Here is a 24583-nt window from a genome sequence, read left to right as displayed (position 1 = left end):
GGCGCGTGTCTGAAGTTCTCGGGGTTAGGAGCCTGTATGTCGAACGTTTCACGGGAAACAACGTCCCGGGTCCCTGGAATGCTGGAGGGTAGCGGCTTCGATCCAGATGAGTTCGGCCGCTCTGCCTTTTCGGGCATCTCCGCCGATACGCCGATCGCGGCCGAGGCTCAGCGCGCGAGCCAGGTCCTACACCCTGGAGGAATGAACATCCCGAAGCCCCGCGAGCAGAGAATCATCACGATCGCCAACCAGAAGGGCGGGGTCGGCAAGACGACCACGGCGGTCAATCTGGCCGCCGCGCTTGCGCTGCAGGGGATGACGGTGCTCGTCATCGATCTCGATCCGCAGGGCAACGCCAGTACGGCCCTCGGCGTCGAGCATCACTCCGGTGTGCCGTCGAGTTATGAGCTACTCATCGGCGAGATCTCGGTCCAGAATGCGATTCAGCAGAGCCCGCACAACGAGCGCCTGCTGTGCATCCCCGCCACTATCGATCTGGCGGGCGCCGAGATCGAGCTGGTCTCGATGGTGGCCCGCGAGGGCCGGCTCAAGGCCGCGATTCAAGAGGCGAATCTGGCCGGCTATGACATCGATTACGTCATGATCGACTGCCCGCCCTCGCTTGGCTTGCTGACCGTCAATGCGCTCGTTGCGGCCAAGGAGGTGCTGATCCCGATCCAGTGCGAGTACTACGCGCTGGAGGGCGTGGGGCAGTTGTTGCGCAATATCGGGCTCGTGCAGTCGCATCTCAATCCCGAACTGCACGTGTCGACCGTGGTCCTCACGATGTACGACGGGCGCACCAAACTCGCCGACCAGGTCGCCGAGGAGGTGCGCGGACACTTCGGCGATGTGGTCCTGCGTTCGGTGATTCCGCGCAGCGTCAAGGTGTCCGAGGCGCCCGGCTACGGTATGACGGTTCTCGATTACGATCCCGGCTCTCGCGGTGCGATGAGCTATCTGGATGCGGGTCGGGAGATGGCCGCACGGTCGACCGGCTCCGGACATGCGTCGGATCTGGTGGCCGCGGCGCCGGTGGAGAGTGGCGATAACGAGGAAAGGGGCCGATAAGCCGATGAGTCAGGCGAAGAAGGGTGGACTGGGGCGCGGGCTCGCCGCGCTGATCCCGACCGGACCGACCGAGGTGCAGGGGCTCGGAAGCGCCGCGGCAAATGCCGTCATCGGACTCGATCCGATCGGTCCGCATCCGGCTGAGGCGTATCTGCATCGGGTACCCGATCCGGTCAGCGAATCGGACGCCGGTGCGACCTACCGCGAGATCCCGCCGGAGCAGATTCAGCCCAACCCCAAGCAGCCGCGTCAGGTCTTCGAGCAGGAGGCGCTGGACGAGCTGGTTCACTCGATTCGCGAATTCGGCTTGATGCAGCCGATCGTGGTGCGCGCCCTGTCCGGTGTGACCGCGATCGGTTCCGACTCCCCCGTGCAGTACCAGATCGTCATGGGCGAGCGTCGCTGGCGCGCCTGCCAGGAGGCCGGCCTGACGACGGTCCCGGCGATCGTCCGGGAGACCACCGACGATGCGATGCTGCGCGATGCTCTGCTGGAGAACATCCATCGCGTGCAGCTCAATCCTCTGGAAGAGGCGGCGGCCTATCAGCAGCTGCTGGAGGAGTTCGACGTCACCCACGAGGAGCTGGCGAACCGCATCGGCCGGTCCCGACCGGTCGTCACGAATATGATCCGACTGCTGAAGCTGCCGATTCCCGTGCAGCGTCGGGTAGCGGCCGGTGTTCTCTCCGCCGGCCACGCGCGTGCCCTGCTCGGCCTGGACTCCGGCGCGGAGGCTCAGGAGAAGTTGGCCGAGCGAATCGTTGCCGAGGGCCTGTCGGTCCGGGCGACGGAGGAGGCCGTCACGCTCGCGAACCGGTATCCGGAACAGGAGCGCAAGCCCGGGCCGGAGCGCAAGCCCGTCTACTCCCCCGGGCTGGATCGTCTCGCCGAACGGCTCGCGGATTCCTTCGATACCCGTGTCACCGTGAGTATGGGTAAGAAGAAGGGCAAGATCACCGTGGAGTTCGGGGACCTGGCGGACCTGGAACGCATCGTGAGTCTGATGGAACAGCAGCGGTAGCCCTGACAGCGCAAATATGCGGGCAAACACCCGCGAACACCTGATGAGTATTGCCCCGGCGTAGAAACGTCACTGTGACAGCGTCGGGGCGCCGGGTGTGACGATGTGAAATGAGGCGGTTGGCGTTGATCGCTTATTCTTGCTGGCGAGAAGATATTGATGCGACGTGAGTGTGGATGAATCCGACAGCTGGAGGCTGAGCAGAGCGGTGTCGACCAGCGTGACCGCACTGACCCTCGGCGGACTGGACAAGCTCCCCGCGCACGCACGGCGATGCGTGTTCTGGGAGATCGACCCCGCCGTGGCCGAGGACTCTCGCGAATTCAGCGATCCGGTCTTCGAAAAGGAAGCATGGCTGTCCACGGTCATGCTCGAGTGGGGTTCCTGCGGTCAGGTCGCACTCGTCAACGATCAGCCCGCCGGCTGCGCGCTGTACTCGCCGCCGAGCGTGGTGCCGCGGGCCGGGCTCTTCCCGACCTCACCGGTGAGCCCGGACGCCGTGCTGCTGACCACGCTGCGCGCCGAATTCCAGTATCAGGACACCGACGTTACCAACCGGCTCATGCAGGCCGTGGTGGCCGATCTGATGCGTCGCGGCGTGCGTGCGATCGAGGCATTCGGCATTCGCAAGGATCCCTCGGCGACGCTGCTACCGACCCGCTCGATCAGCTCGATGATGCTCATGGAGCGCATCGACACCCCGGCCTTCGGAATTACCTCGCCCGGAACGCCGTCCGCGTCGCGAGCGAACGGCGCCTGCTCCCCCGAGGGCTGCATGATCGATGCCGAATTCCTCGAGGATGTCGGCTTCGACGTCGTCGCGCCGCATCAGCGCTTCCCCCGGCTCCGCCTCGAGCTGGACAGTGACCACCTCTGGAAGGAAGACGTCGAGCGCGCGCTGGATCAGCTGCTGGCCACCGCGGCACTGACCGTGACGCCGACAAAGGTCGGTTGTCGGTAGCGAACGGCACACAGCAAAACGGCGGCCCCCGGGATAACCGGGGCCGCCGTTTTCGGTGCCGGGGGCGTCTGCACGCCCTTCCTCACATACGGTCCGCCGCGGCAAGTTCCTCCGCCAGCAGTTCGGCGAAGGTGTATGTGCCGGTGGGCTGATCGTCCTGGCCGAGTAGGTACAGCCGCTTCACCGAGACGAGGATGGCCTCGGCGACCACGTCGCGCATCCGCGGGTTGGTCAGCACAGAGGAGTCGTAATCGTTTGTGAGATAGCCGATATCGACCTGAACGGTCGGCATCTTGGTCAGCCGCAGCAGATCCCAGGTACGCGAGTGCGTCCGGCAATCCTGCAGCGATGTGCGGGCAACGATCTCGCGCTGGATGAATCCGGCCAGCACCTGGCCGATCATCGACACCGAGCCGTGCGAATTGCCGAAGTGAAAGCTGGCGACACCGCTGGCCAGCGGGCTGGGATTGGTCGCGCAGCGCAGCGAGATCATCAGATCCGCGTCGAAGGTGTTGGAGATCTCCGCCCGCTCGGCATCGGTCGGATTGGCGCCCCACGGCCGGGACAGGAAGGTCTCCATGCCTGTCGCCGCCATCCGGCCCTCCAGCCGGTTGGCCAGGTCCCACAGGATTTCCGACTCGTACACGTCGCCGAACTCGGTGGGCACGGTGACGCCCTTGTCCGGCCCGCCCATGCCCGGATCGATGACGATCCGCTTGCCGGTCAGCTGCGGCCCGGCCCGGTGCACGACCTCCTCCTCCGCGATGCGGTGCGGATTGCCGCCGGTGACGCGGGCGCCCAGCAGATCGAGCGAGCGCAGCGTGTCGGGGCCGCAGATGCCGTCCGCCGACAGGCCGATCTCGCGCTGGAACGCGGTCAGCCCGTCGTGTGTGTGCGGGCCGAAGTATCCGTCGATACGGTGCACATAGAAGCCCAGGTCCTGCAGGCGCCGCTGCAGCGTGGCCACGTCGTCGCCGTAGAGCGGTGCGGAGAGCTGATAGATCAGCGTGCGGGCGCCCAGGCGATAGGAGGCCTCCTTGAGGGCGCGGTACGTGGCGGGACCCACCACTCCGTCGACCAGCAGGCCGCGGTGCTGCTGAAAGGCGCGCACTGCGGAATCGAGTTCGTGATCGAAGGAGGCGTCGGCATCCTTCCAGTACTCACCCGACTCGCCATCCCCGATGCGCGGATGCATATGTAGGAAACCCAGACTTGCAAGGGTGCTCCGAACCTCTGCTACGGCTGGACCGGTATCGCCGTGACGAAGTCGGTGCATGCGTGAGAGCCCTTTCCTTCCGCCAAACCCGGGTACCCATTCGTGGGACCACCCAACCCCGAAACCTTTCCGAGGATGTACGAGGGCGCCGCCCCCCGCAGGGCACACGACCGGAGCGCCGGTCGATTGTCTCAGACCCGGACCGAATTTCGGCAATTCTGGCGAGTGCAGAGGATCCTACCCCGCTGTCGACGCCACACTGCGCAACGACGGAGGCTCCGCTGACGGCGTGATCGAGACACACCACCAGCGTGCGGCGCCGAAATCGTACCCTGCGCCGCCGCCGTCGTGATGCTGATCGCCGGTTAGATCACGCCTTCGAGTTCGCGAAGCAATGCGGCCTTGCCCTTGGCGCCGACGATGCGCTTGGTCTCCTTGCCATCCGTGAACAGGATCATGGTGGGAAGGGCCAGGACGCTGTAATCGCGCGAGGTCGCCGGGTTGGCGTCCGCGTCGAGCTTCGCGATCGTCAACTTGTCGCCATGAGCGGCCGCGATTTCCTCCAGCACCGGCGCGACCATCTTGCACGGCCCGCACCAGTCCGCCCAGAAGTCGACTAGCACTGGCTTGTCGCTGGCCAGGACGTCCTGCGCGAAACTGGCGTCGGTGACGGTTTTCGTGGATTCGGACATGGTGGTGTGACTCCTCGAACTGCGGATCAGTGGGCGGGGACTTCGACCGGCTGACCGGCGTGATTCAGTGTGTTGCTGGTGATGTCGCCCTGCTCGGCCAGCCAGCGTTCGGCGTCGATGGCCGAGCGGCAGCCGGTGCCCGCGGCGGTGATGGCCTGGCGGTAGGTGTGATCGACCAGATCGCCCGCGGCGAAGACGCCGGCGAGGGAGGTCGCAGTGCCCGGCTCGCTGACCTTGACGTAGCCGTCGCCGTCGAGATCGATCTGCCCGCGGACCAATTCGCTGCGCGGATCGTGGCCGATCGCGACGAACAGGCCGGTCGCGGCGAGCTCGGAGGTCTCGCCGGTGCGAGTGTCGCGCAGGGTCAGGCTGGTCACGCTGCTGTCGCCGTGCACCTCGACAACCTCGGAGTTGAGCTGGAAACGGATCTTCTCGTTCGCCTTCGCCCGCTCCAGCATGATGCGCGAGGCGCGGAACTCCTCGCGGCGGTGCACGATGGTGACGCTGGAGGCGAATTTTGTGAGGAAGGTCGCCTCTTCCATCGCCGAGTCGCCGCCGCCGACCACCACGATGTCCTGACCCTTGAAGAAGAATCCGTCACAGGTGGCACAGGCGCTCACGCCTCGGCCCAGCAGCCGCTGCTCCCCCGGAACGTTCAGATAACGCGCCGCCGAACCCATGGCGAGAATGACCGCGTAGGCCTCGTAGGTCTCGCCGCCGACGGTCACCTTTTTGATCGGGCCGGACAGGTCCAGCTCGTCCACATCCTCCGTGCGGATGTCGGCGCCGAAACGCTTTGCCTGCTCACGCATTTCGTCCATCAGGTCCGGGCCCATGATGCCCGAGCGGAAGCCGGGGAAGTTCTCCACCTCGGTCGTGGTCATCAGCGCGCCACCGAATTGGGTGCCCTCGAACAGCAGCGGTTCGAGCTCGGCGCGCGCGGCGTAGACCGCGGCGGTGTAGCCGGCGGGGCCGGAGCCGACGATGATCAGGTCGCGAACTGGCGTACTCATGAGGCCCTTCCGAAAGATGTCTCAACAGGCGTGTCGGTCAACAACAGGGTAAACGCTGTTGTTCCCGCACTGTGTCCGGTAGTACTCACGGCGTTACGGCCGGACACGGCGTTAGTGCCGGTGGTGCCGCCGCCCGCCGCGCTCGAGGCTCAGCCGATGTCCTGCATCACAAGCTTGTGGGGGTGACCGGCCCCGCAGTCCTTCCCCACGATCAGCGCGGTGATCTTCGGCGGGTTCGGTCCGGTCAGCAGCACGAGCACCGCAGGCTGGCTGCGATAGGTGGCGTTCATCGCGCCCAGCACTGTCCGATCCAGGCCGACAGCGGCGAGGCAGCCGTTCAGCGCGCCCGGATTCTGCAGCGGGCCGCTCAGATCGCGGCGGCCCATGGCGCCGAGCAACTGGGAGACGGGCAGATCATCGGACAGGTTGACGACATCGTCGGATTGCTTGATGGGCAGCGCATTCGGTGCCGCTTGGTGCCCCCGGAGGGAGTCCACTCCGACGAGGGTGCCCGCGACGAGGGCGATGGCGGCGGCGGCCGCGGCGAGCCAGCGCCATCGTCGCCGGTCGATCCGGATGGGCGCGGGGACGGGCTCGTCCGATTCGAGGGGGTCTATGGCTTCGAGGGCCGCGGTATCGACCGCGGGCAACGGATGTGTCGCCGGCGGCTGCGTGGCGGCACGGGCGACCGGGAGACGATGCACGGTGGCGACGCGCTCGGCCGGTGGCTGTGCGGTGCCGCTGGCAAGCTCGTCGAGCAGCCGGTCCAGGCGCGCGGTGACATCCGGTGGCATGGCGTGCAGCACGGCCGAGTCCTGGCCGAGCGCGTGTAATTCGGCGGTGACATCGTCCAGCGAGCGCAGGAACCGCAGGGCCTCCGGATCGCTGCGGACCTGCGGCCACAGCTGTTCGGACAGATCGGGTGTGACATTGTTTGCATGCAGGTCGGCCAGTAGATCGGTGGAGAAGGGAGGCTTGGGAGCTGAGCTGGCTACCATCGAGCCTCCTGATTCCTCTTTGTCACCGGGTGCCCCGGGATGGCGCCGACGCGCGGCGCTCTCGCGCTTGTCGTCCATCGTCTCTCCGGATCGGGCGGTGCTGAGCAAGTAGTACCCGCGGACCTCGCAGTGCGGATGAGGGCCTTGCGAGTCCGGCGAAATTTGTTCGTCACTAGTAATGACGCATCTCAACTACTTCCGGTTCCCAGGATTCCGCAGGAATTCCAACTCCTGCTGAAGTCGCTTGCGGCCCCGGGCACACCGGCTCTTGATGGTCCCCTCGGCGACGCCCAGCAACTGCGCCGCTTCTGCCACCGTATACCCCTCCATATCGATCGCCACAAGCGCGGCGCGCTGATCGTCGGGCAGGCGCAGCAGCGCGCCGTCGACCAGCATCGATACCTCGAGCTGGGCGATGTCGTCGCGTTCGGCCGCGGGCTCGGCGACGGTCTCGTCCGACAGCGACACGCTATAGCGGGACTTGTTGCGGCGAATGCGATCCAGGCAGGCGTTCAGCACGATCCGGTGCAGCCAGCTGCGGACCTCCGCGTCGCCGCGGAATCGGGCCGCATTGCGATGCGCGGACCACAGCGCGTCCTGCAGCGAATCGGCGGCATCCTCCGGAATGCGGCAGGTTCGCAGTGCCAGCTGCCACAGATGGTTGTAGTGACGGCGGAACAGCGCGCCGAAGGCATCACGATCGCCGGCGACATGGGCATCGAGGAGTTCGACATCGGTGGCCGTATCCAACTCGATCGGGCGCCTGCGCTGAACGGACGCCCCCGACGTCCCCCCACTGGATCGCTCGATCGCTTCAAACGACAACACATACCCCTCGAAAAGCGCTCACGATGGCATACGCGTCCACAAATGGACACCGGCGGTACTTCGCTCGTCCGGGACCGCGTTGTCAGATCCCGGGAAGCTCCCCTGCTGAGAGCGCGCTGAGAATCATATCGGCTGGTTCGAACCTCGAGCAACCAGACCGTGGGAACTCGGGCGGGGCGCGGCTGTGCCACCGCGACGGACCGGTGGTACGCCGATCAGGGCGCCGCCTGATAGCGGATGTCGGCGATCGCGGACTGGAACTGACCACCCGACTGGGCCAGCGTCGTGATCCAGATGAGCATGTAATTGACCGGCTGATCGGTCTTCACGGAGATCTCGGTATTGCCGTTGCCGAGCGTGGCCTGGCCGATCAGCTGGGTCTGGTCGAGGGTGGGCGAGGCGGTCGGCGAGGTGCGGACCTCCACCACGGTGCCCGGGCTGGGCGAGGTGATGACCACCTTGGTCAGCTTGCTGGGGCTGCCCAGGGTGGTCATCACGCCCACGCCCTTCTTGAGCGCGGGGAACTGCTGGAAGTACTGGTCGGTGCGCCATGCGGTGGTGGGGTTGCCGTCCAGCACCGCCGTGACGTGCCCGGGATCGTCGGGGGTGCCCTCCGGGGAGAACACCGTGGCCGCCGTGATCGGCACCGGGACCCCGCCCGTGGCCGGGGTCATGGGCGCGGAGGTGGCCGCGCCGTGGCTCACCGGGGCCACGGCGGCGGTGGTGAGACCGAGCTTGCGCTGCTCGTCCAGCGGGGCGTTGGAGCTCGCGGGTGCGAACACGCTCAGCAGCCACCAGATGATCACGCCGACCACCAGCGCGGCCAGCACGCCGAGCCCGACCAGGATCCACATCATCCGCTGCGAGCGTTCCTTCTCCGCCGCCAGCAGCTCGGGATCGGCCAGGGACTCGTCGGCCGTGGCATTCGCACGCTGACCCAGCCGCAGCACCGGGATGAAGTCGGTCTTCTGATCGACCACCGAGGCCTGTTCCAAGACGTGCTGCACCGTCGCGGCCGTGCGGACGCCCTTGTTCGACTCCAGCGATCGCACCGCGACCGCGGAGATCTCGAACGGCGTCTCCGGCCGGATCTGCCGGGGCTCGACCGGGGTGCCGTCCGGGCCGAAATCGGCCAGCCGCAGCCCACCGATCGTGGCGGCGGTCCCCGAGACACCGGCGGTCCGGATCGGCCAGCGCGCGGTGATCAGCGCGTACAGCATCGCGCCCAGGCCGCGCACGTCCGACTGCGCATCCGAATCGGACAGGGTGCCGGGGAAGGCCAGCACCGCATCGCCGGATGCGCTGATGCGCACCCGATCCGGGTGGTCGATAGAGAGGGAGCCGCCGCCGCGATGGGCCATCTCGGCCGCCGCGGCCAGCGCCCGGACCGCCCGCGCGGCGCCGATCGGCGAGGGCACGGTCTCGGCCATCTCACGCAGCGAACGCCCGGGTGTCCACTCGGCCACGACGATGCCGCCGGAACTGCCGCGGACCACGTCGAGCACCCGGGCCAGGCCCGGGGAGTTGATCCGGCCCAGGCGCAGGGTGCGCGACAGGATCGCCTGCGGACCGTCGTGGCCGGCGTTGTCGGCCGCCTTCTGATCCGCGTCGACGAAGGTCAGCGCGACCTCGCGATCCAGCTTCACGTCCAGCGCCTGCCAGAACCGCAGCCCGCGGGCGCCGCCGTGACCGGCCAGCAGCCGGTAGCGGCCGCCGGCGACCGACGCGCCCGGAATCAACTTGGGGCCGCGCTGGGCGCGCCGACCCGGCGATTCGACCCGCATCGGCGGCATCTCCGGCGCGCCCACCGGCAGCATGCCGGTGTCGTAGGTCGGATCGTGCACTGGCGTGTCGTCGTCGTGCTGGCCGGTGTAGTCCGGCCCGGCCTCGGCATGCAGATCGGCCAGGTCCTCGGCCACATACCTGTCGTCGCCGGGCTCATCAGGCGCGAACCTGCCGGGCATGACGTCATCGGTGCGCACTGCGCCTGCCGCACTGCCGACAGCATCTGCGGCAGGGACGCCGCCCGCCGCGTCGTCGCTCACCCTCGTTCCTCCTTCACCGTGGTGTGTCGAAGTCCGATATGTCGACGGCGCACCCGGCCCGTCGCCCACCCGGCCGACACCCGGCTCCGCGCGGGAAGCAGCATCGGCCTGCCCGCGATCGCCGGGACCGGCATTTGCGTTTCTCTGCCGAACAGGGTACGGGAACTCACCCCCGCCGGTACGGTCAACCGCTTCAGGCCGGATAACCGGCAGGACCATCGTTTGCTGCGAGTCGGCGTACGGGTCGTAGCGGTAGTAGTACGGCGAGGCGAGTTCGGGTCGCGGCAGCAAGGTCGTGTCGCCCTCGCCGACCGGGCCGTCGAGATCCAGATCCGGCGCGGGCGGGGTGAGGCCGAGCCTGCGGGAGATCGCGACCGTGATGGCGACGATCTCCGGAATGCCCACCAGGCGCATGAGTCCGAAGGCGACACCGAACATCAGGATGCCGTCGACGCCGACCCGGAACATCGCGCCGAAGCCGTGATGCAGGCGCGGCAGACCCAGCAGTTGATCCACGATCAGGGTGACCGCCGCGCCGGCGACCGAGGCCAGGACCACCCTGGTCACCGTCCGGCCGACGTTCGACATGCGCAGGTCGCCCAGGCTGCGATGCAGCAGCCAGCCGCCGACGATCGCGCCGGTGAGGAAGCCCAGACCGGTGGCCATGCTCAGCACCATCACGATCTGGGCCGGTCGGACCAGCATCGGAGCGATCGCGCACACCAGGATCTTGACCGCGGTGATGCCGAGAATGATCCAGGTCGGTGTCCAGGCCTGCTCGCGGGCGTAGAACACGCGCAGATGGATCAGCACCAGCGCGTACGGGATCAGCGCGAAGGCCGACCAGCTGACCGCCTCGCCCAGCCGATGCGCGTTGTCGTGACCGAAATGGCCGTAGCCGAACAGCAGCTCGCCGACCTGCGGGCCGGCCACGGTGAGGAACAGCACCACCGGGACCAGGGCAATCATGGTCAACCGGGTGGCCGTGCCGAGATCGTCGACCACCGCGGGTGTGTCGTCATTGGCCGCGTTGCGGCTCAGCCGCGGCATGATCGCGGTGAGCACGGTGACGCCCAGCACGCCGTAGGGCAGCTGCAACAGATTCCATGCCTGGTTCACGATGGCCGGACCGGCCACGTCCCAGTGCGAGGAGACCCGGGTGGCGAAGATGAAGCCGATCTGGCTGATGGCCACGTACAACACGACCGCGCTGGCCATACCGCCGAACTGCTTGAGCCGGTCGTCGAACCCCCAGAGCGGACGCAGGTTGATCCCCGCGCGCCGGATCGCCGGGACCATGCTCGCCACCTGGACGAAGACGCCGAAGGTCATACCGCCGCCCAGCAGCAGCACCTTCGGCTGGGCCATCGTGAAGGGGTCGAGGGTGATCCCGCCCGGCAACAGCAGGTACAGCCCCAGCACCAGCAGCACCGTGAGGTTGTTCAACACCGGCGCCCACGCGCCCGGCTTGAAGATCTCGTTCGTGTTGAGCACCGCCATCAGCAGCGAGGACATGCCGTAGAACAGCACCGCCGGGATGAGCAGAAAGGCCAGTGCGGTGGTGAGTCCGACGCTGACCTTGCCGTCGTCGGTCAGGAACAGGTGCTTGGTCAGCGCCGGCGCCGCGGCGGTGCACATCAACGCGACCCCACCCAGCACCACGACCGCCACGGTGAACAGTCGCCGGATGAAGGCCTCGCCGTTGTCGCGATCTTCCTTCTGCGCGCGGACCAGCGTGGGAACCACGAAGGCGGTCAGCACGGCGCCCAGCACCAGCTGCTCGATCATCGTCGGGATCTGGCTGGAGACGGTGAACGCACTGGCGACCGCGGGGCCGAGCGCCATCAGCACCAGCGCCTGCTTGGCGAAGCCGGTGATCCGGCTCATCAGCGTCGCGATCGCGATGGAACCGGTCGCACTCAGCAGCCGGGAGTTCGCGCTCGCGGGTGTGCCCGCCTCCTCATGGGCTTCCGGGGCCGAGCGCTCGTACTCGTCCGGCTCGCCTGCGGGGCGCCGCCGCGCGCCCGCGGGGATGCGCTGTGGCATCGCTCGGTTCTCGGTATGCGGGGGTGGCCCGGGACGTCGCCGCCCCGCCGACTCGCCATCGGGTCCGGTGCCGGGCGGCATCCGGCGGACGGGGCCGCCGCCGGGACCCGGTGGCACTCGGCGCATGGTCCCGCTCGGGGGTGTCTGGTCGGGGCGCGGCGGCATCCCGTCCGGGCGGGCGGGACCGCCCGCGGACCGGTCCGGCGGCATCCGGCGTGCCGGTCCGCCAGGTGGTACCTGTCGCATGGTGCCGCTGGGTGGCATTCCTTCGGGTGACCGGCGGTCCGGCGGTACCTGCCGCATGGTGCCGCTCGGAGGCATCCCCTCGGGGCCCCGGCGGTCCGGTGGCATGCGGCGCATGGTGCCGCTCGGCGGTGCCTGCTCCGGTGGGATTCGGCGATCGGGTCCGTTCGGTGGCGCCTGTCGCATGGTGCCGCCGGGTGGCATTCCTTCGGGACCCCGGCGGTCGGGTGGCATGCGGCGCCGGTTGTCCGGTCCGCCCGGCGGTACCCGGCGCATGGTGCCGCTGGGCGGCGCCTGGTCCGGTCGAACCGGACCGCCTGCGGACCGGTCCGGCGGCGGCATCCGGCGGTCCGGTCCGTTCGGTGGCACCTGTCGCATCGTCCCGCTCGGCGGCGGCTGCCGGACCGGTCCGTTGGGCGGACCCGGCCGACGCGCATCGGCGGGAGGGATCACCGGAATCGGACCGGTCAACGGAACTCGCAGCGGCGCGCCGGAATCGTCCTGCTCGCCGGGGCGGCCACCACCGCGCTCCCAGGGCGCGGCCGGATGCCGTCGCAAGCCCGGATCGTCCTCCGCGGGGTCGGTACGCCGGGGGTCTTCGTAGCCACTCATCGAGCCCCCTGCGCTCGGCGGACAAGCCCACGCACGGCTCCGCGCGAGCCGGGGCGCGACAGGACACTCGTCGGGCACAAGTCGGTGGCAGTCAGGCAGGGCGACACACTGTTCCGGCGCGACGCGACAGCGCCCGGGCGCGAGGACAGAGCGCTTCGGCCTGACATGACAGAGACAGCGCGGGACGACTTGCGGTGTCGGTGTGCCATGACAGCACCCGTGCCGGAGGACAGAGTGACTCGGTCCGGCAGGACAGCGTCCGGGCGGGGCGACCCGTGGTTCCGGTGTGATGCGACCGCACCGAGACGAGCCGACTCGCTGCCTCCATGTGACACGACAGCACCGGGACGGGACGACCCGCCGCTGCGGCCGGGAACGACGGCCTCGGAGCGCGATGTGACCGCGACCGGGCACATCGAGACACTGCTCGGGTGTGACGGGGCAGCACCCCGCGACGCCATGTAACCCCGGTGTGACCCGGCACCGACCAGACGCGACAAGGCACCGCGCGCGGACGCGGCCGTGCTGTGGCCGGTCCTGTCCACTCGGCCGTTGCGCTTGGTCATGATGTCTCCTGTCGCTGCAGGACCCGCTTGCGCGCACGCAGGTACCTGTTGAGCCTGCGCCGCTTTCCCGGGTCCAACCCCTCGTCGGCCGGATCGGGCTTGCCCCGGAAGCGGCGCCACAAGCGGCGACCGGCCAACAGGAACAGCAGTGCACCGGCACATGCGGTAATTATCGCCAACGCTGAACCGTAGGCGTTCGACCGCACCTTGACCGACGCGGCGTTGCCCAGCGGGATTCCGTCAGGTGTGGTAATGGAGATCGGGATTGTCAGGTTGCGACTGTCGCTGACTTTCGTCGGGATCTGGAAGGACCGGGTGCCCTCCGCGGGCAGCGTCTGCTCGCCGATGTCGGTGATGTCGGCGCCGGCCGGTGTCTCGATCCGGAACCGGATCCGGGCCGCGACCGGCAGCTCGTTGCGCGCCACCAGCAGCAGCGGGCTCTGCTCCGAGGCCAGCGTGTACACCCCGCCCGGCGGCAGCACCGTCACGGAGTGATAGAGCCCGTCCAGGGCGTGGCTGGTCTGATCGAGACGACGCTGTGCGGCGGTATCGGCCTGGGCTCCCGGGCTGGTGCGGTCCGACAGCGACAGCGCCCGCACCAGGTCGTCGCGCAGCGGGGTGAGGAACGTGTGCGGGGTCGGTTCCTGCTGTGGCACCTCGACCAGCGCGTTCATCAGACCGGTGATCCGCCCGGTCTGCTGCCGGACCGGGCCGGTGTACTGCCGAGGCGCGCTGTCGGACGAGTCGGGCAGACGACTCGGCGCGTAGGGGTGTGGGTTCGGCGATAGGGCGAGCAGATCCTGGAACGATCGCGGCGTGGCCAGGCCGTTGCGGAACATCGCATCCAGCTGGCCGAGCAGGGCCGCGGCCTCGTCGTGGTTGGCACTCCACTGCTGGGGCGGCATCAGCACCAGTGAACGCGGCCGGTTCGGCTGTGGATTGAGCGCGGTCCAGGACATCGCGCCGAGCGCATCCTGCAGGCGTGCGGCCCGCGAATCCTTCGCGACCTCGTACCGCACCCGCTCGGGTGTGAACGCCGGGGTCGGCGGATTCGAGCCGACCGCGGCCAGCGCGGTCGCGGACCAGATGTCGAAGGTGGCCACCTTCAGTCCGGGATCGGGCGCGGTCGCGCCGCCGGCGGGAGGCGTGGCCGCGCCCGCGGACGAAACACCTGGTAGCCGAACCATTTCCGGGGTACCGGTAGGGGAATTCGCGGACACCGCAGCGGCGTTGTGTGCGGTCGGTTCCGAATCCGTTGCGGCGCTTCCGGGCTCGGCGACGGCGTTGTCGGCCAGCACGGCGCTGGTGAAGCCGTGCCCGGTGAGCATGGTCGCGGCGGCGGTGTCGATACTTCCGGAGTCGGGCAGGGCGGCCCCGCGCAACGACCGCACCGACAGGATCTGATCGACGACGTCGGCGGGCGATTGGATGGCGCGGGCCATCAGTGCATCGTCGTGCACGGCGGCCAGGGCGGTGAGGTCGACCTGCGCGAACGGCACGGCGACGGTGCATATCGACGGTGCCAGCGCCCGCAGCCGGTCCAGCCACGCCTTCGCGGCCTGGGTCCCGGTGCCGTCACGGGTAGGGCCGTCGGGATCGGACGGGCTGGCCAGCACCCGGTACCCGGTGGTCATGTCCGACACGGTGATCAGCAGATCCGGGTCGACCGCCAGGCACAGCGCGCTCGTGACATTCGGCCCGGTCCGGGCGGTGTCGGGCCGCACCGCCGATTCCAGCGCGCCGAGCAGCTGGTCCAGGCGCCCGCCGGTGGCCAGTTCACCGGCCAGTTCGTCGTCGGTGAGCAGCGCCTTGCCGGTGACCGAGCCGGGAATACCGGCGACCAGTCGCGGCCGATCGGCCAGCGGCCACAGCATCGTGGTCGCCACCGGCGCGTCGGTTGGCGCCGGAACCGGCTGCGATCCACTGGGTTTCTGGTCCGAGTCGCTGGGCAGCGGGGGCAGGCCGAGCACCGGGAGCAGGAAGCGGGCATCGTCGAGGCGGGCCTGGCCGCCATAGGTGGGGGTGCCGTTGACGTTCAGCAGCAGCGGGTAGATGCCGGGCTCGGTGATGTCCAGGGACGCGGTGATCGGCGCGCTACCCGCGGCGCCCCTGCTGCCGGCGCGCACCCCGACGCGCAGCGCGAACTGCTGGCGCTGCCCGGGTTCCAGCCGAGTGGCGACGTCCTGGAACGGGGTGGGGATGGTGTAGTCGGACTGGTCCAGGCGCAGCGCCGAGCGCAGGCCCCGCGGATCCTTGATCGCGGCGGTGCGCTGCGCCCGCACGGCGATGTCGTCCACCTCCCGGTCGCCGATGTTGGTGACCGTCCCGGAGATCGTCAGGACCGAATCGCTGCTGGTGGTAACCGCATTCGGGGTCACCGAATCGAGGGTGAGCTTGAGAAATTTGGGTGTCGTCGTCGATCCGGAGCCCGTGGGGTCCGCCGCCGCGGGGCCGGTCAGCGGCAGGCCGAGCGCAGCCAGCGCCAAGACAATGAGGAGCGGCGCCCAGCGGCGCCGATGGTGTGCTGTGCGCAGCCGCGCCTGCGGGGCGTCGATGAGCTGGCTCATTGACGCCTCCGACCCGCATGCGTCATTGTCTGCCGTTCTCCATCCGGTCGATCAGGCGATTCGCGACCTCCGCCAGCCGTCGCTCGTCCGCGTAGGCCAGCCGGGAATCCAGGTCGGTGAGCGGGACCCAGGCGACCTGGGTCACCTCGACGTCGGCGTCGGACAGCTCGCCGCCCACCGAGCGCATCAGATAGTGGTGCACCGTTTTGTGTACCCGGCGGCCGTCGGTGACGAACCAGTAGTCGATGCTGCCCAGCTCCGCCACGACGAGGCCGTTGATCCCGGTCTCCTCGGCGACCTCGCGGACCGCGGTCTGTTCGGCGGTCTCGCCCGCCTCGATATGACCCTTGGGCAGTGACCACAGGAGCCGGCCCCGCCGGTCGGTACGCCCGATCAGGGCGGCGCAGCGCTTGTCCCGCGGCCCGTCCAAGCCGTCCACGACGAGGCCGCCGGCCGAGGTTTCCCGGACAGTGCGCATCCTCGGCTTGGCCGCATTACCGGCCGAACCGCGGCGCCGGGGCTGGCGGCGTCGACTGTTCGCGCGATCGGCCGGAGACACCCGGTTAGTCTAGCTGCGTGGAAGGGCCTTCCTTCCCGCCCAGGCTCCGGCGCGGCGCACTCGGTCGCGGTGTGGCCCAGTAAGCTGCGTCTCTGTGGTTTCACCGAAGTCCGAGGATGTAGCTGTGCCCGCCCCCGATCCAGCACTCGAGGATCGGCGAACGCGCCTGCTCGCCTCGGCGGCGATCACTCTCGGGCGCGTGGCGAACGTGCTGGCTCCGCTGGGTGAGATGTTCGCCGCACGGGGACACCACCTGTATCTGGTGGGCGGCAGCGTGCGCGATGCGGTGCTGGGACGCCTGGGCACCGACCTGGACTTCACCACCGACGCACGGCCCGAGGTCGTGCAGGAGATGCTGCGCGGCTGGGCCGACAACCTCTGGGACACCGGTGGCCTGGCCTTCGGCACGGTGAGCGCGTCGAAGGCGGGCTGGCAGCTCGAGATCACCACCTTCCGCAGCGACAGTTACGACCGGGTCTCCCGCAATCCGGCGGTGACATTCGGCGACACCCTCGAGGACGACCTGATCCGCCGCGATTTCACGGTGAACGCGATGGCCGTGCGGGTCGGGGTGGACGGGACGCTGGAGTTCGTCGACCCGCTGGATGGCATGTCGGCGCTGCTGGCGGGCGTGCTGGATACTCCTGCCGCGCCGGAGGATTCGTTCAACGACGATCCGCTGCGGATGCTGCGCGCGGCGCGGTTCGTCTCGCAGCTGGGCTTCGCGCTCGCGCCCCGGGTGCTTGCCGCGATCGCCGCCATGGCCGCGGAGATCGACCGCATCACCGCCGAGCGGGTGCACACCGAGCTGGACAAGCTGATCGTCGGTGAGTACCCGACCGAGGGCATCGACATCATGTGCGAGACGGGACTGGCCGAGCGCGTGCTGCCCGAGGTGCCGGCGATGCAGCTCGAGATCGACGAGCACCACCAGCACAAGGACGTCTACCAGCATTCGCTGACGGTGCTGCGCCAGGCCATCGATCAGGAGCAGGGCGATCCGGACCTGGTGCTGCGCTGGGCGGCGCTGCTGCACGACATCGGCAAGCCGCCGACCAAGCGCAACGAGCCCGGCGGCGGGGTCAGCTTCCACCATCACGAGGTGGTGGGGGCGAAGATGGTCCGAAAGCGCATGCGCGCCTTGAAGTATCCGAAGCAGTTCACCGAGGACGTGGCCCGGCTGGTGTATCTGCACCTGCGCTTCCATGGCTACGGCAAGGGACAGTGGACCGATTCGGCGGTGCGGCGCTACGTCACCGACGGCGGTGAGCTGCTGCCACGGCTGCACAAGCTGGTGCGCGCGGACTGCACGACCCGCAACAAGCGCCGGGCCGCCGCGTTGCGCGCCACCTACGACGATCTCGAGGTGCGCATCGCCCGCCTGCAGGAGCAGGAGGATCTGGCCCGGGTGCGTCCGGACCTGGACGGCAACGCCATCATGGAGCTGCTGGGCCTCGAGCCCGGGCCGCAGGTGGGCCGCGCGTGGAAGTATCTGAAGGAATTGCGGCTGGACCGTGGGCCGATGTCGCGCGCGGAAGCCGAAGCCGCCTTGCGGGATTGGTGGGATTCGGGCGCGCAGTAGCCCCGCGCGATCAGAAGATGATGAGCGTGGTCCCCGCGACAATGGCGGAGCGGATCTGCGCGAGGTCGAACGATCCGGTGATTTCGGGGAGTTCCACGTGGAACCGGACGCGCTCCCCGTCACGGTCGGCGCTGTGCACTCGGAGGTTCTTCGGGAGGCCGGTCAGCGGAATCGGCGCCAGAGCGATCCACCGCCGCGGAATTCGCACCCCGGACCAGCCCGCCCGGTGCACGGTGATGGTGAGCAGGTCGTCCGCGACCGCGGCCTCGACCAGCGCGCGTACCCGCAGGCGCCGGTGCCGGGCGGTGATCAGCCCGTCCGCATGCACGCCGAGTTCCCAGTCCAGCTCCCAGGTGTTGAGCCACTCGACCAGCGCCGCCAGTCCCACCGTGCCGGTGATGTCGAGGTGCGAGCTGCGCAGCTTCGTCGGCACGCCGGGTATCAGGCGCACGCCGTGGGCGACGACGGACATCTGCTCGATCGGGTGACCGTTCCACCGCAGCTCCTCCAGCACCGCTTTGGTCTGGAAATGGGCGCCGCGGCGGCGCACCTTCAGGGTCCGCAGCACCGCACGCAGGTCGTGCCCGAGCAGGGCGGCGTTGAGCTCGCGGCCGCCGAACTGACTGAGGATTCCCTCGCTCAGGAGCGTCATCAGCACATCGGGCATCAGCGCCGTGACCGCGCCCGCGCTCAGGTCCGCCACCGGGTCGAGCCAGGCGGTGGTGAAGCCGCTCCACTGATCCAGCCAGACCGGGTCGAGCAGGCGTCTGCCCAGATCGACCGCCCGCATCGGCGACCAGGCCTTGGGATCGAAGTAGGCGGCCATAACTGGCTCAAGGGTACCGGCACGCGGTGACACGTGGCTCTTGTCCCTGGTGAGATCCGGCGAATAACGCGCCCATTCGATCCGCAGATTCGGAGGATCACACGTTGTTTCCACCGTGAATGCGGAACTACTCTCACTGCATGCCCAACCTGCGGATTCGTGAAGCCGCCGAATTGCTCGGCGTCAGCGACGACACCGTGCGCCGGTGGATCGATACCGGTGCGCTCGCGGCGCACAAGGACGCCTCCGGACGGATGGTGATCGATGGCAAGGCTCTCGCGGCATGGGCGGTCGCACAGGCGCGGCCGCCGCAGGTGACACTCGGCGGCGCCAGTTCGGCCCGCAATCGGTTTCCCGGACTGGTCACCACCGTGGTGGCGGACGGGGTGATGGCACAGGTGGAGATGCAATGCGGCCCGTTCACGGTGATATCCCTGATGAGCAGCGAGTCGGTGCGAGCGCTGGGTCTCGAGCCCGGCAGCGTCGCGGTGGCGAGCGTGAAGGCGACCACGGTGGTGGTCGAAACGCCACCGGCATGAGCCACGCCCGTCGCGCGGGCGTGCTGATCACCGCCGGCGCGCTGGCGGCGGCACTGGCGGGGTGCGGTTCGGGCGGTTCGGACGGTTCCACGACGACGTTGACCGTCTTCGCGGCGGCCTCGCTCAACCACGTGTTCGCCGATCTGGGCAAGAAGTTCGAGTCCGATCATCCGGGCACGAAGGTCGCGTTCTCCTTCGCCGGTTCCTCGGACCTGGCCGCCCAGCTGAATCAGGGCGCACCGGCTGACGTCTTCGCCTCCGCCGACACCGCGAACATGGACAAGGTCGTCAAGACCAAGCGAATCGCCGAGAAGCCCCGGAACTTCGCGACCAATGTGCTGACCATCGTCACGCCGCCGGGCAACCCGAAGCACGTTGCCACCCTGGCCGATCTGGCGAAGCCGGGGATCAAGGTGGTCGTCTGCGCGCCGCAGGTGCCGTGTGGTTCGGCGACCAAGAAGGTCGAGGCGGCCTCGCACACCAAGCTGTCGCCGGTGAGCGAGGAGTCCGACGTGACGGACGTGCTTGCCAAGGTCACCTCCGGGGATGCCGACGCCGGGCTGGTCTACGTGACCGATGCCTCCGGTGCAGGTGACAAGGTCGCCACCGTCTCGTTCCCGGAGTCCGCCGGCGCGGTGAACACCTATCCCATTGCCGCGGTCGCCGATTCGAAGCATGCGGACCTGGCCGAGCAGTTCGATGCGCTGGTCACCGGCCCGGACGGTCGCGCGGCCCTGGCGAAGGCGGGATTCGGCGCGCCGTGAAAAACCCGGGTACGGCGGACTTCCGCGGGGCGGCGCGGCCGAGCGGTGTCCGCCGTGCCGCGAATGACGCTGTTCCCGTGCGGTGTTGCCTCGAGCCGTCCGGCCGGGTTCGAAACCGGTCCACTCGGCCGATTATCGGTTACGTGACCGGCTGGCGCCCGGGGCGATTCGGGCGGGAGTGCCGTCGTGACCGCTGACCAGGCGCGCGGTCACGGTCGTGACGAGGCGGAGGCGGCCGCGCGACGGGGGCCGAATCCGGTGCGGCGCGGGATTCGGGCGGTCGTGCGGGCGCCCGGACCCGCGGTGCCGCGGTGGTTGTTGCTGCCCGCCTTTGTGGGATTCGCGTTCGTCATCATGCCGCTGGTGGCGCTGACCGATGCGGTGGACTGGTCGCACTTCTTCGTGCTGGTGACCGGTCGGTCGTCGCGGGACGCGTTGTGGCTCAGCATGAAGACCGCGCTGGCCAGCACGGTGCTGTGTGTCGTGCTGGGGGTGCCGATGGCCGTGCTGCTGGCCCGGGTGCGGTGGCGGATCCTGCCGCTCCTTCGGGCAATGGTGTTGCTGCCCTTGGTATTGCCGCCGGTCGTCGGCGGTCTGGCGCTGCTGTACCTCTTCGGCCGGTACGGGTTGCTTGGACGCAGGTTGGAGGCGATGGGCATCGAGATCGCCTTCAGCACCACCGCGGTCGTGCTGGCGGAGACGTTCGTGGCCCTGCCGTTTCTGGTCATCACGCTCGAGGGCGCGATGCGCACCGCCGGGGAGCGCTACGAGCGGATCGCCGCCACCCTCGGGGCCGCGCCGACCACGGTGTGGGTGCGCATCACCCTGCCACTGCTGCGTCCGGCGCTGATCTCCGGCGCCGTGCTCGCCTTCGCGCGGGCGCTGGGCGAATTCGGCGCCACGATCACCTTCGCGGGCAGCCTGCAGGGGCGTACCCGCACGCTGCCCCTCGAGATCTATCTGCAGCGCGAGAACGATCCCGGTGCGGCGGTGGCGCTTTCGCTGCTGCTGGTCGTGATCGCCGTGCTGATCGTGCTGGTCGCGTATCGCCGCGTCGGGGTGCCGGAGGGGCGCGAGTGGGCGGGTGGGCTCTGGCGGTGGGGCGGTTCGGGCCGGGTGCGGGTGCCTGAATGACCGACTTCAACGCGGCCCGATCCGCCGCGGTACCTGTGGACTGGCGCTTCCTGACGCGTTCCGGAGCCGCCCCCTCGGCTACGGCTGGGAGCGCGGTCGCCGGATCCGTAGTGGCACTGGTCGATGTGGCTGCGAGTGGAAGCGCGGTCGCCGAATCCATCGTGGCATTGGCTGATTGCGGCTGCGCGGCGGGCTCCGGAGCTGTGCGGGGTACGGCAGGCCCGGTCATGGTCGAACGCCTGGGAGCGACAACCGACGTGGCGCAGGACGGTCGGTGGTGAATACCCCTTTGTCGAACGGTGACGCCGGGCTGGCGGTATCGGTCCGGCTGGCCGAGCGCGGCCTGGACGTCGAGCTGGCGGTGGAGCCGGGCGAGGTGCTGGCGGTGCTGGGTCCGAACGGCGCGGGTAAATCGACACTGCTGGAGATCATTTCGGGGCTGGTAAGTCCCGACGCGGGCTACGTCCGGCTGGACGGGCGCGCGTTGACCGATACCACTGCCGGAGTGGCGATTCCGGCGCATCGACGTGAGATATCGCTGCTCGCGCAGGATCCACTGCTGTTCCCGCACCTGACCGCCGCGGCGAACGTCGCCTTCGGCCCGCGCAGCCGAGGCATGGGCCGCCGCGCCACGGTCGCCGTCGCACGGGAATGGCTGCACGCGGTCGACGCGACCGCGCTGGCGGACAGACGCCCCGGCGAGCTGTCGGGCGGTCAGGCCCAGCGGATCGCGCTGGCGCGGGCGCTGGCCGTGCAGCCGCGGCTGGTGCTGCTGGACGAGCCGATGGCGGCCCTGGACGTGGCCGCCGCCCCCGCCATGCGCGTCCTGCTACGCCGTGCGCTACGCGATTCGGCAGGCGCCTTCTCACAGCGAAACACCCACGCCCGCAGCGCAATTCTGGTCACTCACGACATCGTCGATGCCCTTACCCTCGCCGATCGGGTGGTGGTTGTCGAATCCGGGCGCATCGTCGAACAGGGTCCCGTGACCGAGGTCCTGTCCCGTCCACGCAGCGCCTTCGCCGCCCGGATCGCGGGGGTCAACCTCATGATCGGCGCCGCCGTCGCCCCGGAAACAGAATCAGCGCACACTCCGCTCGGCGTGGAAGAGGGCCGGCGTCAGCGTGCGTCGCTCGGCACTGCGGCCCGGGAAGACGATGTGTTGCAACGCGATGCCGTGCCCGGTGTGTTCGGCGGCGGGCACGAGATTGCGCCGAGCGCCAGTCGCCGTGACGACCTGCCGTCCGATACCGCTGCGTGGCAGCACGATGCGGGTGCGCCGGGTTCGGTGCGCACCGAGGGCTCGGCTGCTGGGGAACAGCCTGAAATCCATTCGGCCGCGGGCGCCGTTCGCTGTGGTGAGGACACCGTGTACGGCCGGTGTGCCGGACCGTGGACGCCGGGAGTCCGGGCGGCGGCGGTCTTCTCCCCCGCCGCCGTGGCGGTGTACAAGCAGCGGCCGATCGGGAGCCCCCGCAACGTCTTTCGCGTCCGGGTCGCCGAGCTGACCGATCGTGGCGGCGTGGTCAGGGTGCACAGCGCCGACCGTCCGGACGGAACCGCCGGTATGGTAGCGGATCTGACGCCCGCGGCCGTCGCCGAGCTGGAGATCGTCCCCGGCGAGGAGGTGTACTTTTCGGTGAAGGCCGGTGAGGTGCAGGTCTATCCGTGCTGAGCGCTACTTGGTGTGCGGGTCGTTCAGGGTGGCGTGCATGAGGTACACGTTGTAGCTGTTCCAGGCCGACATGGTGAAGTACAGGTCCTTGCCGGTGGACCAGGGGTGGATGAACCCGCCGTACGCGGTCGGATAGTCGGTGGTGCTGACCAGCGGCACGCCGTCGGTCCAGGTGCCCTGCGGCGCGGCGGCGGTGCGCAACACGATGGCCGAGCGCAGCGGGTCGAGGTACACCATCTGCCACTGACCGCTGGAATCGTCGTACCGGACCGAGAGCTCGCCGGCGATGCCGGGAACCAGTGGGGTGGCGACGTTTTCCTGTGCCGGAGCCCAGGTGCCGTTGACCCAGTACTGATAGGCGGTCTTGTTGAGCACCTGGTCGGTGGGTACGCGCGCCAGCCCGATCACTCCGACGCGGCCGTTGGGCGTGCCGAACATGTAGACGTATTTGCCGTGCGGCACCATGGTCGCGACCTGGAAGCGGTCGATCCCGAACATGTTGTCCCACTTGGCGTACTGGTCCTTGACCCAGGTCTTGCCCTCGTCGTCGGAGTAGGCCAGACCACCGTTGTTGGTCCACCACATGCCGGGAATCTTGCTCCAGTGATTCACCGACATGTAACTCAGATACTGCCGCTTGCCCAGGGCGAACCCGGAGGTCGGGATGACGGTGGTCTCGAAGTTCCGAATCTTGCGGCTGTCCAGCAGTTCCGCGGCGTGGCAGCGGCTGTCCTGCACCATGGTGTCGATCTTCATGCCCTTGGACAGGTCGTGATCGGTGCTGTAGCCGAGCACGTTGCTGCGCCAGTCCTGGTCGTCCTGACCGGCGCCGCCGGGCTTCCAGCCCTTACCGAAGGTATCGCCGAAGATGATCGCGACCTGGCCGGGCTTGGTCTGCCACATGATGCCCAGATCGGTGCCGTCGAGCTGCCAGCGCATATCGGTGCGGTTGGCGGATCCGTGGCCGGTCACCTGATCGACCAGATTCACCGAGCCGACAGTGCGCGGTGCGGGCGGCGCGGCGATCGGTCCCGGCTGGGCGGGATGCACCGCCAGGCGCGGCGGGGTCTCCGGTTTCGGCGCCGGTCCGCCGGGCACCGGGATGGGAATGGGCTCGATATCGGGCGTGATCTGGATCTGCGGCAGGTTGAACATCCCCGAGCCGGTGCCCGATCCCGTGCCGGAGCCGGTGCCCGACCCCGACGCGGAGCCGGAGTCGCCCGGTAGTGCGGGGGTCGACGGCACGGGTTTGGGAGTGTCGCGGATGTCCGGGCACGGATTCTGGCAGGGGTTGCGCGGCAGCGGCGCGGGGGTGATCCGCGTGTTGTTCGGCGGTGGCCCCGGTATCGGCACGGGCGTGATCTTCGGTACCGGGATGGGGATCTGGATGGTCGGCGGAAAGAGCGGCGCCGGCGGTGCATGCGGGTCGGGCTGGCGGGCAAGCGGATCGAAACCCGTTTCGCCACAGGTATTCACGGGCGGCGGAGCCCAGGGCGCCGGGGTAGCCTGCGCCGGGGCGGGCAGCAGTACGGTGCCGGTCAGCAATACTCCGAGGAGTGCGGGCGCAGCGCCTGAGTACTTCGCCAGCAAGCCAGTGGCCTCTCTCGGTCCGCTCCGGTATTCGC

General features: G+C 69.0%; 18 protein-coding genes. 8 read left to right on the top strand and 10 right to left on the bottom strand.

What is annotated here, in order from left to right; translation table 11 throughout:
* The first annotated feature begins 78 nt into the window (after positions 1–78).
* The 3 genes from KO481_RS00770 to KO481_RS00760 all read left to right on the top strand — a co-directional run bounded on the left by KO481_RS00770 (position 79) and on the right by KO481_RS00760 (position 3053).
* Positions 79–1071, top strand: coding sequence for a ParA family protein (locus tag KO481_RS00770; protein ID WP_245400320.1), 993 nt, complete (start codon positions 79–81; stop codon positions 1069–1071).
* Positions 1072–1075: 4 nt separating this feature from the next.
* Entirely contained in the window at positions 1076–2092 is a 1017-nt protein-coding gene (locus tag KO481_RS00765; RefSeq protein WP_215914981.1) for a ParB/RepB/Spo0J family partition protein, read from the top strand.
* Positions 2093–2300: 208 nt separating this feature from the next.
* Positions 2301–3053, top strand: a complete 753-nt coding sequence (locus KO481_RS00760; RefSeq protein ID WP_215915848.1) for a GNAT family N-acetyltransferase — start codon at positions 2301–2303, stop codon at positions 3051–3053.
* 82 nt (positions 3054–3135) lie between these two features.
* On the opposite strand, the gene KO481_RS00755 is transcribed toward KO481_RS00760, so the two are convergent.
* The 8 genes from KO481_RS00755 to KO481_RS00720 all read right to left on the bottom strand — a co-directional run bounded on the left by KO481_RS00755 (position 3136) and on the right by KO481_RS00720 (position 16438).
* Complete coding sequence (locus KO481_RS00755) at positions 3136–4329, bottom strand: N-acetylmuramoyl-L-alanine amidase (protein ID WP_215914980.1); 1194 nt, start codon at positions 4327–4329, stop codon at positions 3136–3138.
* A 305-nt stretch (positions 4330–4634) separates the two neighbouring features.
* Positions 4635–4961, bottom strand: a complete 327-nt coding sequence (trxA, locus tag KO481_RS00750) for a thioredoxin (RefSeq protein ID WP_215914979.1) — start codon at positions 4959–4961, stop codon at positions 4635–4637.
* A 26-nt stretch (positions 4962–4987) separates the two neighbouring features.
* Complete coding sequence (gene trxB / locus KO481_RS00745) at positions 4988–5974, bottom strand: thioredoxin-disulfide reductase (protein WP_215914978.1); 987 nt, start codon at positions 5972–5974, stop codon at positions 4988–4990.
* 149 nt (positions 5975–6123) lie between these two features.
* Positions 6124–6972 (bottom strand): RsmA family anti-sigma factor, encoded by an 849-nt coding sequence (locus KO481_RS00740; RefSeq protein WP_215914977.1) that lies wholly within the window; start codon positions 6970–6972, stop codon positions 6124–6126.
* A gap of 192 nt (positions 6973–7164) precedes the next feature.
* Positions 7165–7722: an RNA polymerase sigma factor SigM gene (gene sigM / locus KO481_RS00735; RefSeq protein ID WP_215914976.1), complete on the bottom strand. Its 558-nt coding sequence runs from the start codon at positions 7720–7722 to the stop codon at positions 7165–7167.
* Positions 7723–8015: 293 nt separating this feature from the next.
* Complete coding sequence (gene murJ / locus KO481_RS00730; protein WP_245400210.1) at positions 8016–11891, bottom strand: murein biosynthesis integral membrane protein MurJ; 3876 nt, start codon at positions 11889–11891, stop codon at positions 8016–8018.
* A 1417-nt stretch (positions 11892–13308) separates the two neighbouring features.
* Entirely contained in the window at positions 13309–15879 is a 2571-nt protein-coding gene (locus KO481_RS00725; RefSeq protein ID WP_245400209.1) for a DUF6049 family protein, read from the bottom strand.
* A 22-nt stretch (positions 15880–15901) separates the two neighbouring features.
* On the bottom strand, positions 15902–16438 hold the full coding sequence (locus tag KO481_RS00720; protein WP_215914975.1) for an NUDIX hydrolase: 537 nt from the start codon (positions 16436–16438) through the stop codon (positions 15902–15904).
* 124 nt (positions 16439–16562) lie between these two features.
* Here KO481_RS00720 and KO481_RS00715 point away from each other — a divergent pair, with 124 nt between their 5' ends.
* Positions 16563–18020: a CCA tRNA nucleotidyltransferase gene (locus KO481_RS00715; RefSeq protein ID WP_308166194.1), complete on the top strand. Its 1458-nt coding sequence runs from the start codon at positions 16563–16565 to the stop codon at positions 18018–18020.
* Positions 18021–18030: 10 nt separating this feature from the next.
* Here KO481_RS00715 and KO481_RS00710 read toward each other — a convergent pair whose 3' ends face one another.
* The gene (locus KO481_RS00710; protein WP_215914974.1) at positions 18031–18846 is read right to left on the bottom strand and encodes a hypothetical protein; all 816 of its coding nucleotides are present in this window, start codon (positions 18844–18846) and stop codon (positions 18031–18033) included.
* A 140-nt stretch (positions 18847–18986) separates the two neighbouring features.
* Between KO481_RS00710 and KO481_RS00705 the strand changes: the two genes are divergently transcribed.
* The 4 genes from KO481_RS00705 (at position 18987) to KO481_RS42645 (ending at position 22958) form a co-directional block, all read left to right on the top strand.
* Positions 18987–19385: a TOBE domain-containing protein gene (locus KO481_RS00705; RefSeq protein WP_215914973.1), complete on the top strand. Its 399-nt coding sequence runs from the start codon at positions 18987–18989 to the stop codon at positions 19383–19385.
* A complete protein-coding gene (modA, locus tag KO481_RS00700) occupies positions 19382–20149 on the top strand; it encodes a molybdate ABC transporter substrate-binding protein (protein ID WP_215914972.1) in 768 nt (255 codons plus the stop codon). Before KO481_RS00705 ends, modA begins: the two co-directional genes overlap by 4 nt.
* Positions 20150–20419: 270 nt before the next feature.
* Positions 20420–21283 carry an ABC transporter permease gene (locus KO481_RS00695; RefSeq protein WP_372451915.1) on the top strand — a complete coding sequence of 288 codons (864 nt, stop codon included), beginning with the start codon at positions 20420–20422 and terminating at the stop codon, positions 21281–21283.
* A 289-nt stretch (positions 21284–21572) separates the two neighbouring features.
* On the top strand, positions 21573–22958 hold the full coding sequence (locus tag KO481_RS42645) for a sulfate/molybdate ABC transporter ATP-binding protein (protein ID WP_443677987.1): 1386 nt from the start codon (positions 21573–21575) through the stop codon (positions 22956–22958).
* Between the two features lie 3 nt (positions 22959–22961).
* Here KO481_RS42645 and KO481_RS00680 read toward each other — a convergent pair whose 3' ends face one another.
* Positions 22962–24548, bottom strand: coding sequence for a glycoside hydrolase family 183 protein (locus KO481_RS00680; RefSeq protein WP_215914971.1), 1587 nt, complete (start codon positions 24546–24548; stop codon positions 22962–22964).
* Positions 24549–24583: the final 35 nt, after the last annotated feature.

Source organism: Nocardia albiluteola (assembly GCF_018860155.1).
Taxonomy (GTDB): domain Bacteria; phylum Actinomycetota; class Actinomycetes; order Mycobacteriales; family Mycobacteriaceae; genus Nocardia; species Nocardia albiluteola.
This window is presented reverse-complemented; position numbering and strand designations above follow the sequence as displayed.

Coding starts and splice junctions, on each gene's coding strand:
- trxB (WP_215914978.1), bottom strand. CDS start 5,974: ATGAGTACGCCAGTTCGCGACCTGATCATCGTCGGCTCCGGCCCCGCC.
- modA (WP_215914972.1), top strand. CDS start 19,382: ATGAGCCACGCCCGTCGCGCGGGCGTGCTGATCACCGCCGGCGCGCTG.
- trxA (WP_215914979.1), bottom strand. CDS start 4,961: ATGTCCGAATCCACGAAAACCGTCACCGACGCCAGTTTCGCGCAGGAC.
- KO481_RS00755 (WP_215914980.1), bottom strand. CDS start 4,329: ATGCACCGACTTCGTCACGGCGATACCGGTCCAGCCGTAGCAGAGGTT.
- KO481_RS00740 (WP_215914977.1), bottom strand. CDS start 6,972: ATGGTAGCCAGCTCAGCTCCCAAGCCTCCCTTCTCCACCGATCTACTG.
- KO481_RS00725 (WP_245400209.1), bottom strand. CDS start 15,879: ATGAGCCAGCTCATCGACGCCCCGCAGGCGCGGCTGCGCACAGCACAC.
- murJ (WP_245400210.1), bottom strand. CDS start 11,891: ATGCCACAGCGCATCCCCGCGGGCGCGCGGCGGCGCCCCGCAGGCGAG.
- KO481_RS00765 (WP_215914981.1), top strand. CDS start 1,076: ATGAGTCAGGCGAAGAAGGGTGGACTGGGGCGCGGGCTCGCCGCGCTG.
- KO481_RS00710 (WP_215914974.1), bottom strand. CDS start 18,846: ATGGCCGCCTACTTCGATCCCAAGGCCTGGTCGCCGATGCGGGCGGTC.
- KO481_RS00705 (WP_215914973.1), top strand. CDS start 18,987: ATGCCCAACCTGCGGATTCGTGAAGCCGCCGAATTGCTCGGCGTCAGC.
- KO481_RS00770 (WP_245400320.1), top strand. CDS start 79: ATGCTGGAGGGTAGCGGCTTCGATCCAGATGAGTTCGGCCGCTCTGCC.